The following is a 12326-nucleotide window of genomic DNA, read 5'->3' on the forward strand; positions in this document are numbered from 1 at the left end:
TCACTGCCATCATCCGGCGGAAATTTCCAAGGAGATGCGCATGGCAGAGCAATTCACCGCCCGTGGCACAACAGCAGCCCACCCCGCCGCAGGGATGACCGGTGCCATGGGCGCCCCGGTCAGCACCGTCTCCTTGGCGGCCCATTCGGGTGCCCCGGCGGCTGCTGTCCCGGGAAGTGCCTCCCCGGCGGGCGCCGCAGCACCGGCACGCGGGGCACGCGGGGCAACGGCGGCAACGGCGGCAGCGGCCGCCGCCCCAGACCTTCCCTCGGGCCGGCAACCGGCACCGCCGCACTCCAGCCGGCGCGTCGCCGTCATCTTCACCGGCCTGATGCTCTCGGTGCTGGTTGCGGCCCTGGACCAGACCATCGTCTCCACGGCGCTGCCCACCATTGTGGGGGACCTGCACGGGCTGGACCACCTGTCCTGGGTGATCACCGCCTATCTGCTGACGGCCACCATCGGGCTGCCCATCTACGGCAAGCTAGGTGACCTGCTGGGACGCAAAAACATCTTCATCTTCGCCATCGTGGTGTTCCTGGCCGGCTCCGCACTGTCCGGCCAGTCGCACAGCATGGCCGAGCTGATCACCTACCGGGCCATCCAGGGCGTTGGCGGCGGCGGGCTGATGATCGGTGCGCAGGCCATTATCGGCGACATTGTTTCCGCCCGGGAGCGCGGCAAATACATGGGCCTGATCGGAGCTGCCTACGGTATCGCCTCCGTCGGTGGTCCTCTGCTGGGCGGGTACCTCACGGATTACTGGTCCTGGCGGTGGGTCTTCTACATCAACCTGCCCGTGGGCATCATTGCCCTGGCCATCATCATCACAGCGCTCCACCTGCCGCGGAACAGTGCAACGGGCATCCCCCTGGACTATGCGGGGGCCGCGCTGCTGGCCATCGGCACCGCTGCACTGGTGCTGCTGACCAGCTGGGGCGGCAACAACTACGCCTGGACCTCCCCGACCATCCTGACGCTGGCTGCCGTGGCCGTGGCAGCCGTCGCACTGTTCATCCCCGTGGAACTGAGGGCAAAGGAGCCCCTGCTGCCGCTGCGGCTGTTCCGCATCCGCAACTTCCTGATCTGCACCCTGGTAGGCGCGGCCGTAGGGCTGGCGATGTTCGGTGCCATCGGCTATCTGCCCACCTTCCTGCAGATTGTCAACGGGGCGTCTCCCACCTTGTCCGGGCTGATGATGCTGCCCATGGTGGCCGGCATGCTGATCAGTTCCATCGGCACCGGCCAGCTGATCTCCCGCACCGGCAAATACAAGATCTATCCCATCCTGGGCTCGGCAGTCATGATGATCGGGCTGCTCCTGCTCTCGCGGATTTCCAGCACGACGCCGTATTCGTTCACAGCCCTGGGCATGCTGGTGCTGGGACTGGGCATCGGGGCACTGATGCAGAACGTGGTGCTGATTGTCCAGAACAGCGTCCCGCCCCGTGACATGGGCACCGGCGTGTCCACGGCCAACTATTTCCGGCAGCTCGGCGCGTCGCTGGGTATCGCCGTGTTTGGTTCACTGTTCATCCACCGGCTCAATGACCGGTTGGCTTCCGCGCCCGCCGGGGCAGGGGACCCTGCGTCCGGCGGTGCCAACTCGATCAGCCCTGAGATGATCCGGCGGCTTCCCGCCCCCGCGCAGGACTTCATCAAGTCCGCCTTCGGCGAAGCGCTGCCGCCCATCTTCCTGCTGGGAGTGCCCATCCTTGCGGTGGCGTTTGTCCTCACGTTGTTCATCGTGCAGCAGCCGCTGTCCAAAACCGCCCACCTGGAGGCGCAGACGGAGTAGGCGGCAATCCAGCCAAGGAAGTAGTCCTTTTATGTCCCACAAAGCACTGACGCCGCGTATTGCGGCTGCCCCGCCCCGGTCCGTTCCCGCCATGCCCAGACACCGCGGGGAGACCGCCGAGGCCGAGGTGCCGAAGCGGAACCTGCCCCTTGTCCTCACCGGTCTGCTGCTGTCAGTGCTGCTGGCAGCGTTGGACCAAACCATTGTGGCCACGGCACTGCCCACCATTGTGGGCGATCTCAACGGGCTGGAACACCTGTCCTGGGTCGTCACGGCCTATATCCTGGCGGCGACGATAGGCCTGCCGATCTACGGCAAACTCGGTGACCTGTTTGGCCGCAAGAGCATCTTCATTTTTGCCATTGCGGTGTTCCTCACCGGATCCGTCCTGTCCGGGCTGGCGCAGAACATGGGCCAGCTGATCGGCTTCCGCGCGCTGCAGGGCATCGGCGGCGGCGGACTGATGATCGGTGCGCAGGCCATTCTGGGGGATCTGGTCTCTCCGCGGGAACGCGGCAAATACATGGGGCTGATCGGTGCCGCCTTCGGGCTGGCCTCCGTGGGCGGGCCGCTGCTGGGCGGGTGGATCACCGATGCCTGGTCCTGGCGCTGGGTGTTCTACATCAACCTGCCCATCGGAGCGGTGGCGCTCGCCGTCGTCATCACCTCGCTCCACCTGCCCAAGCCCAAGGGAAGGCGCCCGAAGCTGGACTACGCCGGCGCAGGCCTGCTGGCGCTCGCGAGCGCTGCGCTGATCATGCTGACCACCTGGGCCGGCACCACGTATGCCTGGTCCAGCCCGCAGATCCTTGCCCTGGCTGCCGTGACCCTGGCGGCCGCCGGGGCATTTATCCCGGTGGAGCGGCGGGCTGCCGAACCTCTCCTCCCGCTGGCCCTGTTCCGGCGCCGGAACTTCCTGCTGCCCGTGCTGGTGGGCATCGCCGTCGGAATCGCCATGTTCTCCACCATCTCCTACCTGCCCACCTTCCTGCAGATGGTCAACCGGGCCACCGCCACACAGTCCGGGCTGATGATGCTGCCGATGATGGGCGGGCTGCTGCTCACCTCCATCGGCACCGGCCAGCTGATCTCCCGGACCGGGAAGTACAAGATCTACCCCGTGCTTGGCTGCGCGGTGATTATTGCCGGACTGGTGCTGCTCTCGCGGATTTCGGACACCACCCCCTACAGCTTTACGGCGCTGGGCATGCTGGTGATGGGGCTGGGAATCGGCATGCTGATGCAGAACCTGGTGCTGATTGTGCAGAACAGTGTGCCCGGCAGGGATATGGGGGCGGCGATCTCCGCGGCGAACTATTTCCGCCAGATCGGTGCGTCCTTCGGTATTGCCCTGTTCGGCTCGATTTTCATCCACCGGCTGGGCAACGAGCTGGCCGGGGCGCCTGCGGGGGCCGGAGCTGCGGTGGGCGGGGACATCAACTCGCTCAGTCCGGCGATGCTGCGCGGCCTGCCCGCACCCGCGCAGGACTTCATTGCCGCTGCTTTCGGCAACGCCCTGCCGCCGATTTTCCTGCTGAGCGTGCCCGTGGTGGCAGCCGCCCTGGTGCTGTGCCTGTTTATCCGGGAAGTACCGCTGTCCACCACGGTGCGCCGCGAAGCAGCAGAGGAAGCCTAGGTCGCTTCGTAAGTGGACAGGAGGAAGAGGGTCCAGCCGATCAGCGCAGCCAGGGGGAGCTGCCACAGCAGGGAGGGAATGATGTACAGCCGGGCGGCCAGCTTCTTATTGCCGGCCCGGAGCGCGGCAGTGAAGCCCGCGACGGAGGCAATCAGGGCGGCAATACCGAGGAAGCCGATGAGATTAAGAACGCCTCCCACGCCGGCGCCGACACTGCCTAAGCTGCGGATCCAGAAGTAGAAGGGGAACAGTGCCAGGGCCCAGCCGAGGGTGACGATGACCATGCCGGTGATGCCCGCTTTGCTGAACCGCTGCCGTGCCGCCCGGGGCTCGGGCTGGTCGGGGGTATCTGTTTCTTCGGTGCCGGCATACGGGTTCCGGTACGGGATTTCGGGATCCAAAAGGTACTCCATCGGTGGGCGGGAATCTGGAACCAGTGTGCACCAGAGCGGCGCGGTTCTGTCGGAGCCTCTCCGCCCGACTCGGCTGAAGCAGCGTGTGTGTGCGGGCCGGACACCGGATCCGGCAGGACGCGGTGCCGATTGTCAGCCGCCGGTCGTACACTGAAGAGGAAGCGTTCGAACATATGTTCGAATTAGTTGGCAATTAATAACCAGTTGGCCCCCTGAGGGAGGCTGCGGGCGAGGATCCACCTGCGGTGTGCACGGGTCCGGCGGGGAAGGAAGCTGAAATGGGTGTCTTCAGCGAAGGCATAGAGGTGGTGTGCTCGCCTGCGGGAAAGCCGCTGCGGCTGGTATGGGGCGGCCGCACCTACAAGGTGGGGGCCGATCCCGTGCGCTGGTATGAACGCCGCAACTGGTGGGAAGAGGAAGCACGGGCAGAGCGCGGCCACGGTGCCGGCCTGGTGGATACCGAGATCTGGCGCGTCCAGGCGAGGGTCAGCGACCGCTCTGACCTGCGCACCCTGGACCTCTCGCACCATGTCAACACTGACCGCTGGCGCCTGATCCGGATCCATGACGCTTTGAAGGACAGTGCCTGAGACCCCATGAGCTTTATCCACCTGCACGCCGCCACGGCCTTCAGCGCGCATTACGGGGTCTCCTGGCCCGAGGAGATGGCAGCCGCCGCGGCCGCGGACGGCGCCGATGCCCTTGCCTGCACGGACAGGGACGGGCTGTACGGAACGGTCAAGCATCTGCGTGCCTGCATGGAGGCAGGCATAGATCCCATCGTCGGCGTGGATCTCGCGGTCCTGGACAAGGAGAACACCGTCACGGGCAGGGTGGTCGTCCTGGCCCGCGGACATACCGGGGGAGCGGGCTACAGCGCCCTGTGCCGGCTGATTTCCGCCGCCCATGCCTCCACCTCGGCTTCCCGGGCACGGACCGGCAAGCCCGTGGGCGTCACCATGGAGCAGTTGGCCCGGTATGCGCGGGGCGGCCTGGACCATGCAGGGGGAGAGGGGAACCCCGCCCTGACGGGTCCGAAGGCGGGTGCCGTTCCCTGGGAGGAGGAAGAACCGGTCCTGACCATCCTGGTCGGCCCGCAGTCCGACGTCGGCCAGGCCATGCGCAGCCGCAGCTACGCCGTCGCCCGCACCCTGTTCGGCCGCTGGCGTTCCGTCATCCCTGCCGGGGCGCTCGCCGTGGAAGTGGTCACGCACCTGGCTCCGCCCGGGGAGAACCTCAGCCTCGCCCACGCGGTGCGGATGTTCCGCCTGGCTGACGAGATGCGCGTACCGACCATCCTGACCAATGCCGTGCGCTACGTCGATGAGGACGGCGCCGCCACTGCGGACGTGCTCGACGCCGCGCGCTCGCTGACTTCCCTGTCCCGGCTGCCGGACCGCCAGCCCAACGGGCAGGGCTGGCTCAAGGGGACACGGGAGATGACCGCGCTGGCCCGGGAGATCAGCTCCGAGGCCGGCTGCGGCTCAGCCGCCCGGATGCTGGCCGACACTGCGGCGCTCGCGGACCGCTGCCGGATGGACCCGGTAGGGGATATGGGCTGGAAGCAGCCCGTAGTGCCCGAAGCCTCGGTGATCGGCATAGACATTGAACCCATGCTGGAACTGCGGCGCCGCTGCGAAGCCGGGATTACCCGCCGGCTGCGGTCACGGGACTCGGTTGCCGAAGCGGAAATCCGGCACCGGCTTGACCATGAGCTGGGGATTATCGAACGGCTGGGCTTCGCCTCCTACTTCCTGACGGTTGCCGAAGTCTCGGCCATGATCACGGGAATGGGGGTACGCGCGGCGGCACGCGGGTCGGGGGCATCCTCGCTGGTGAATTATCTGCTGGGGGTCAGCCACGTGAATCCGCTGGACCATGACCTGATCTTCGAGCGGTTCCTTTCCCGGGACCGCTCCACGCTGCCGGACATCGACATTGACGTGGAAAGCGCCGAACGGCACAACGTGTATCACCGCATCTTCGAACGCTTCGGCTCCGAACGGGTCACGCTGATGAGCATGCAGAACGGTTACCGGGCACGCGGTGCGGTACGCGACGCCGGACTGGCCCTGGGCATGCACGAAGAGGACATCGGTGCCGTGGCCAAGCAGCTGTGGCGCTTCTCGGCGCGCAACTTCCGTGAGGCGCTCGCCGAAAAGCCGGAACTGCGCGAGTTTTCCGGCCAGGTGGAAAAGAACAAGCAGCTGGACCTGCTGGTGGACCTCACCGAACGCCTGGACCGTCTTCCCCGGCACATCTCCATGCACCCGTGCGGGGTGATCCTGGGGGATAAGTCCCTGCTGGACCGCACCCCCGTGCAGCCCAGCGGGCTGGGCCTGCCCATGTCCCAGTTCGACAAGCACGACATGGACCCGATGGGCATGCTCAAGCTGGACGTCCTCGGGGTGCGGATGCAGAGCGCCATGGCCTTCGCCGTCCGCGAAGTGGTCCGGGTGCATTCCTCCCGGGAGGAAGTCATTGCCGCCGGCGGCCACCGGGAAGATCCCGGCAGCCCGGATCCTGAGTTCATCGAAGCCGACGGCCGGATCAACCTGGACGCGGTGCCGTTCGACGACGAACCCACCTATGAGCTCATCCGCAGCACGCATACCCTGGGCTGCTTCCAGATCGAATCCCCGGGCCAGCGGGAGCTGGTGGGCAAGATGGCCCCGCGGGAATTCAACGACCTGATTATCGACATTTCCCTGTTCCGGCCCGGACCGATGAAATCCGACATGGTCCGGCCGTTCCTGGAATACCGGCACGGGTTCTCGCCCGAGGTCTACCCGCACGAGGCACTGCGCCCGGTGCTGGCGGAAACGCACGGCGTCACCGTCTTCCACGAACAGGTGCTGCGGACCCTGAACGTGTTTACCGGCTGCGGACTGGCGAAGGCTGATGAACTGCGCCGTCTGCTGGGCAACGAGGCAGCGGAGCCGGGGGTGGAGGAATACTTCCGCAGCAAGGCCGCGGAGCGCGGCTACACGCCGGAGACCATCAACAAGGTCTGGGACACGCTGAAGGCCTTTGGCAGCTTCGGCTTCTGCAAGGCCCACGGGGCGGCCTTTGCCGTGCCCACCTATCAGTCGGCCTGGCTGAAGGCGCACCATCCCGAAGCGTTCCTGGCCGGGATTTTCGAACACGATCCTGGCATGTATCCGCGCCGGCTGCTGGTCGCCGAGGCCCGGCGGATGGGCATTCCCATCCTGCCCCTGGACATCAACCGCAGCGGGGAGCAGTACCGGGTGGAGCGGATCCCCTCCGAAGAGCCCGGGCAGCCCGGAAAACTGGGCATCCGGTTGTCCCTGGCCGGGATCTACGGGCTGTCCGCCGTTGAACTCCGGCGCATTGCCGCCGGGCAGCCCTATGACTCACTGGCTGATCTGCGCGCCCGGGCACGGGTTTCCCGGCCCACGCTGCGCCGCCTGGCACAGCTTGGTGCTTTCGATTCGCTGAGCCAAAAAACCGGATCCGAAGGCAGTCGGGCGGACCTGATCTCCTACCTCGACGCCGCTCCGGCCCGGTCTTCGTCCCGGAAGTACGAGCCGATCCCCGGGCAGCTGGCACTGCCGCTGGGGGATACCGAGCTGGCGAACCTGCACCGCGAGCTGCCCGAACCGGGGATGCGGGAAAAGGTCCGCACCGAACTGGACCTGCTCTCCGTGGACGTGAGCGCACACCTGATGGAAAGCTACACGCCGCTGCTGCGCGGACTGGGAGTGACACCTGCCGAAGCGCTGATGGACCTGCGCAACGGCTCCGAGGTGCTGGTGGCCGGGATCCGGGTGGCCACCCAGACCCCGCCCATGCGCGGCGGCCGCCGGGTGGTGTTCATCAGCCTTGATGACGGCACCGGCTGTGTGGACTGCACGTTCTTCCACGAGGCGCAGGAGAAGTCCGGTCCGCTGCTCTTCGGCACCGAGCTGCTGCTGGTCCGCGGGCTGACCCGCCGCACCGGACCCCGCGGCATCAGCCTGCAGGCCCTCGAAGCCTGGAATTTGGCGGACACAGCCTCGCTTCCCCTGCCGGACAGTCAGCGCGGCATGTTGGTGGGGCACAAGCGCAGCGGATAACATCGGTACGGGCGCAAAGAAGGAGCCGGCCGGGTTCGGCCGTGCAGAAGACGCCGTACAACGAAATCTAGGAGACAACCGTGTCAGTGCCAGAGAAGTTCACCCTCATCGTCGACGGCGAAGAGACCACGGTGGATACTGGCACCACCGGTGCGCAGCTCTTCTTCGAACGCCGCGACGTCGTCGTGATGCGCGTGAACTCCGTGCTCAAGGACCTGGACACCCCGCTGGAGCAGGGCGACACCGTGGAATCCGTCACCATTGAGTCCGAAGACGGGCTGAACGTCCTGCGCCACTCCACCGCACACGTGATGGCCCAGGCCGTGCAGCAGCTGCGCCCCGACGCCAAGCTGGGCATCGGCCCCTACATCAAGGACGGCTTCTACTTCGACTTCGACGTCGCCGAGCCGTTCACCCCCGAAGACCTGAAGACCCTCGAGAAGATGATGCAGAAGATCGTCAACTCGAACCAGAAGTTCGTCCGCCGCGTGGTCACTGAAGAAGAAGCCCGCGAGGCCATGGCCAACGAGCCGTACAAGCTCGAGCTCCTGGGCACGAAGGACGGCGCCGAGGAAGCCGGCGAGGGCGCGAACATCGAGGTCGGTGCCGGCGAGATCACCATTTACGACAACGTGGACCGCAAGTCCGGCGAGACCGTCTGGTGCGATCTCTGCCGCGGCCCGCACCTGCCCAACACCAAGCTGATCTCCAACGCCTTCGCGCTGACCCGTTCCGCCGCCGCCTACTGGCTGGGCAACCAGAACAACCAGCAGCTGCAGCGCATTTACGGCACCGCCTGGCCCACCAAGGACGCGCTGAAGGCCTACCAGGAGCGTCTGGCCGAGGCCGAGCGCCGCGACCACCGCAAGCTGGGCACCGAACTGGACCTGTTCTCCTTTCCGGATGAGCTGGGTTCCGGCCTGCCGGTGTTCCACCCCAAGGGTGGCATCATCCGCAAGGCCATGGAGGACTACTCCCGCCAGCGCCACACCGAGGCCGGCTACGAGTTTGTCTACACCCCGCACATCACCAAGGGCCACCTGTACGAGGTCTCCGGCCACCTGGACTGGTACCGCGACGGCATGTTCCCTCCCATGCACGTGGATGAAGTCACCGACCCGGAAACCGGCGAGGTCACCAAGCCCGGCCAGGATTACTACCTGAAGCCGATGAACTGCCCCATGCATAACCTGATCTTCCGCTCCCGCGGACGGTCCTACCGTGAACTGCCGCTGCGCCTGTTCGAATTCGGCTCCGTGTACCGCTACGAGAAGTCCGGCGTGATCCACGGCCTGACCCGTGTGCGGGGCATGACCCAGGACGACGCCCACATCTACTGCACCCGCGAGCAGATGAAGGACGAGCTGACCAGCACCCTGAAGTTCGTGCTGGACCTGCTCAAGGACTACGGCCTGGATGACTTCTACCTGGAGCTCTCCACCAAGGATCCGGAGAAGTACGTCGGCTCCGACGAGGTCTGGGAGGAAGCCACCCGCACCCTCGCCGAGGTAGCCGAAGCCTCCGGCCTGGACCTGGTCCCGGATCCGGGCGGAGCCGCGTTCTACGGCCCCAAGATTTCCGTCCAGGCCCGCGACGCCATCGGCCGCACCTGGCAGATGTCCACCATCCAGCTGGACTTCAACCTGCCCGAACGCTTCGAACTCGAGTACCAGGCCGCCGACGGCACCCGCCAGCGCCCGGTGATGATCCACCGCGCCCTGTTCGGCTCCGTGGAACGCTTTATGGCCGTGCTCACCGAGCACTACGCCGGTGCGTTCCCGGCCTGGCTGGCACCGGTCCAGGTGGTCGGCATCCCCGTGGCCGAAGCGTTCAACGACTACATGTTCGACGTCGTCGACAAGCTCAAGGCGCACGGCATCCGTGCCCAGGTGGATACCGGCACCGACCGCTTCCCGAAGAAGATCCGCACCGCCTCCAAGGACAAGATCCCGTTTGTCCTGATCGCCGGCGGCGACGACGCCGAGGCCGGCGCCGTGTCCTTCCGCTTCCGCGACGGCAGCCAGGACAACGGCGTGCCCGTTGAAGAAGCCGTGAAGCGGATTGTCGAAGCCGTCCGGAACCGGGACAAGTAGGGGCAGCGGGAACACCATGGCAGAAACAGACGACACGGACATAACGGACACGTTTGAACTTCCCGGTGTTCCCGACGCCTTCCAGCGTCTCTGGACGCCGCACCGCCTGGCCTACATCAAGGGCGGGCAGAAGCAGGTGTCCTCGGAGGAGACCTGCCCGTTCTGCGCCGCACCCGGGCGGACGGACGAGGAATCGCTGATTGTCCACCGCGGCAAACATGCCTTCGTTATCCTGAATCTCTTTCCATACAACGCCGGCCACCTGCTGGTCTGCCCGTACCGGCACGTGCCGGACTATACGGACATCGACCCGGAGGAAACCGCGGAAATTGCCGCACTGACACAGACCGCCATGCGGGTCCTGCGGAAGGTTTCCGGTCCCTCCGGGTTCAATCTGGGCATGAACCAGGGAGAGACCGGCGGAGCCGGGATTGCCGCGCACCTGCACCAGCACATTGTGCCGCGGTGGGGCGGGGACGGGAACTTCCTGCCGATCATCGCGCAGACCAAGGCCATCACCCAGACCCTGGACGACGTTCGCCGCCAGGTGGCCGAGGCATGGCCGGACGGCTCCGGCCGGGACAGCGAGGACTGAGCCGTGCTGAACAAATACGCACGGGGATTCTTTACTGCCGTTTTCACCCCGCTGGCCGCCTGGCTGCTCCGGCACCGGGTCACCCCGGACATGGTCACCATTGCCGGCACGCTCGGGGTGATGATCGGCGGGCTGGTGTTCTACCCGCTGGGTGAACTGTTCTGGGGCACCATCTTCATTACGGTGTTCATTTTCTCCGACGTCATTGACGGCATCATGGCCCGGCAGCAGCAGCGCAAGGGCAGTTGGGGCGGGTTCCTTGACTCCACGCTGGACCGGTTTGCCGACGGCGCGCTGTTTGCCGGCGTGGCCATCTGGTTCTTCACCGGCGGCGAGAATGACGCGATCGGCATTGCCGCCGTCCTCTGCCTGGTCGTCGGCATGCTGGTCTCCTATATCCGGGCGAAGGCCGAGTCGCTGGGCTTCAACGCCAATGTCGGTATCGCCGAGCGCGCCGAACGGCTGGTGTCGCTGCTCGTAGCCACCGGTCTGGTGGGCCTGGGTGTGCCCGAGGTCCTGCTGCTGGTGGTCCTGGTCCTGCTGACGCTGGCCAGTTGCGTGACCATCGGGCAGCGCATGCATGCGGTGCGCAAGCAGGCAACCCTGGGCAATCCGGCGGCCTGAGGAAAACACGCTGGAGGTGCCGTGGCTCAAAAGCCGCGGCACCTTTTGTTTTAAGGGGTACGTCACGGGAAGTCTTGAAAAGGAACGCGGATGCTGCCGGGCGTAGCGTATACCCCTGTCAGATGATCTGTCGGATCCCGCAGCGAATGTGAAGAGACCTCATGCCTAACGAAGCCGTCACCGGACTAACGTCCACGACCGTCACCGGCAGCACCCGCGTCAAACGCGGCATGGCCGAAATGCTGAAGGGCGGCGTCATTATGGACGTCGTCACTGCCGAGCAGGCCCGGATTGCCGAAGACGCCGGTGCCGTGGCCGTGATGGCGCTCGAACGGGTACCGGCGGACATCCGGGCCCAGGGCGGGGTATCCCGGATGAGCGATCCGGACATGATTGACAGCATCATCAGTGCCGTCAGCATTCCGGTGATGGCCAAGGCCCGGATCGGGCATTTCGTGGAGGCGCAGGTGCTGCAGTCACTGGGCGTCGACTACATTGACGAGTCCGAGGTCCTGTCCCCGGCGGACTACGCCAACCACATCGACAAGTGGAACTTCACCGTCCCCTTCGTCTGCGGTGCCACCAACCTGGGCGAGGCACTCCGGCGCATCAACGAGGGCGCCGCGATGATCCGTTCCAAGGGTGAAGCCGGCACCGGAGATGTTTCCAACGCCACGATGCACATGCGCACCATCCGCTCGGAGATTGCCCGGCTCTCCTCGCTGCCCCAGGACGAACTGTACGTGGCCGCCAAGGAACTGGCGGCACCCTACGAACTGGTGAAGGAAGTAGCCGCCGCCGGCAAGCTTCCCGTGGTGCTCTTCACCGCTGGCGGAATCGCCACGCCTGCCGATGCTGCCATGATGATGCAGCTTGGCGCTGACGGGGTGTTCGTGGGGTCGGGCATCTTCAAATCCGGAAACCCGGAACAGCGGGCCGCCGCTATCGTGAAGGCCACCACCTTCTACGACGATCCGGATGAAATAGCCAAGGCGTCGCGGGGACTGGGCGAAGCCATGGTGGGCATCAACGTGGACGAGCTGGCGCAGCCCCACCGTCTGGCCGAGCGCGGCTGGTAGCAGCCGCCCCTG

General features: G+C 66.0%; 9 protein-coding genes. 8 read left to right on the forward strand and 1 reads right to left on the reverse strand.

From position 1 onward, the window contains the following. Nucleotides 1-40: 40 nt before the first annotated feature. Entirely contained in the window at nucleotides 41-1798 is a 1758-nt protein-coding gene (locus tag AC5RTS_RS00075; protein ID WP_493990047.1) for an MDR family MFS transporter, read from the forward strand. A gap of 31 nt (nucleotides 1799-1829) precedes the next feature. Beyond that, complete coding sequence (locus tag AC5RTS_RS00080) at nucleotides 1830-3434, forward strand: MDR family MFS transporter (protein ID WP_493990048.1); 1605 nt, start codon at nucleotides 1830-1832, stop codon at nucleotides 3432-3434. Here the strand turns inward: AC5RTS_RS00080 and AC5RTS_RS00085 are convergent. Continuing rightward, nucleotides 3431-3835 carry a hypothetical protein gene (locus AC5RTS_RS00085; protein WP_493990049.1) on the reverse strand — a complete coding sequence of 135 codons (405 nt, stop codon included), beginning with the start codon at nucleotides 3833-3835 and terminating at the stop codon, nucleotides 3431-3433. The genes AC5RTS_RS00080 and AC5RTS_RS00085 overlap by 4 nt on opposite strands. Before the next feature lie 290 nt (nucleotides 3836-4125). Here AC5RTS_RS00085 and AC5RTS_RS00090 point away from each other — a divergent pair, with 290 nt between their 5' ends. The 6 genes from AC5RTS_RS00090 (at nucleotide 4126) to pdxS (ending at nucleotide 12314) form a co-directional block, all read left to right on the forward strand. Then, the gene (locus tag AC5RTS_RS00090; RefSeq protein ID WP_493990050.1) at nucleotides 4126-4437 is read left to right on the forward strand and encodes a DUF6504 family protein; all 312 of its coding nucleotides are present in this window, start codon (nucleotides 4126-4128) and stop codon (nucleotides 4435-4437) included. 6 nt (nucleotides 4438-4443) lie between these two features. Further along, nucleotides 4444-7923: a DNA polymerase III subunit alpha gene (locus AC5RTS_RS00095; protein ID WP_493990051.1), complete on the forward strand. Its 3480-nt coding sequence runs from the start codon at nucleotides 4444-4446 to the stop codon at nucleotides 7921-7923. An 80-nt stretch (nucleotides 7924-8003) separates the two neighbouring features. Then, nucleotides 8004-10016: a threonine--tRNA ligase gene (gene thrS / locus AC5RTS_RS00100; protein WP_493990052.1), complete on the forward strand. Its 2013-nt coding sequence runs from the start codon at nucleotides 8004-8006 to the stop codon at nucleotides 10014-10016. Between the two features lie 16 nt (nucleotides 10017-10032). After that, a complete protein-coding gene (locus AC5RTS_RS00105) occupies nucleotides 10033-10611 on the forward strand; it encodes an HIT family protein (protein ID WP_493990053.1) in 579 nt (192 codons plus the stop codon). A gap of 3 nt (nucleotides 10612-10614) precedes the next feature. Next, a complete protein-coding gene (gene pgsA / locus AC5RTS_RS00110; RefSeq protein WP_493990054.1) occupies nucleotides 10615-11235 on the forward strand; it encodes a phosphatidylinositol phosphate synthase in 621 nt (206 codons plus the stop codon). A gap of 161 nt (nucleotides 11236-11396) precedes the next feature. Next, nucleotides 11397-12314 carry a pyridoxal 5'-phosphate synthase lyase subunit PdxS gene (pdxS, locus tag AC5RTS_RS00115; protein ID WP_493990055.1) on the forward strand — a complete coding sequence of 306 codons (918 nt, stop codon included), beginning with the start codon at nucleotides 11397-11399 and terminating at the stop codon, nucleotides 12312-12314. Nucleotides 12315-12326: the final 12 nt, after the last annotated feature.

It is taken from the genome of Arthrobacter sp. MDT1-49-2, assembly GCF_059090185.1.

Coding starts and splice junctions, on each gene's coding strand:
- AC5RTS_RS00075 (WP_493990047.1), top strand. CDS start 41: ATGGCAGAGCAATTCACCGCCCGTGGCACAACAGCAGCCCACCCCGCC.
- AC5RTS_RS00080 (WP_493990048.1), top strand. CDS start 1,830: ATGTCCCACAAAGCACTGACGCCGCGTATTGCGGCTGCCCCGCCCCGG.
- AC5RTS_RS00090 (WP_493990050.1), top strand. CDS start 4,126: ATGGGTGTCTTCAGCGAAGGCATAGAGGTGGTGTGCTCGCCTGCGGGA.
- AC5RTS_RS00095 (WP_493990051.1), top strand. CDS start 4,444: ATGAGCTTTATCCACCTGCACGCCGCCACGGCCTTCAGCGCGCATTAC.
- AC5RTS_RS00105 (WP_493990053.1), top strand. CDS start 10,033: ATGGCAGAAACAGACGACACGGACATAACGGACACGTTTGAACTTCCC.
- pdxS (WP_493990055.1), top strand. CDS start 11,397: ATGCCTAACGAAGCCGTCACCGGACTAACGTCCACGACCGTCACCGGC.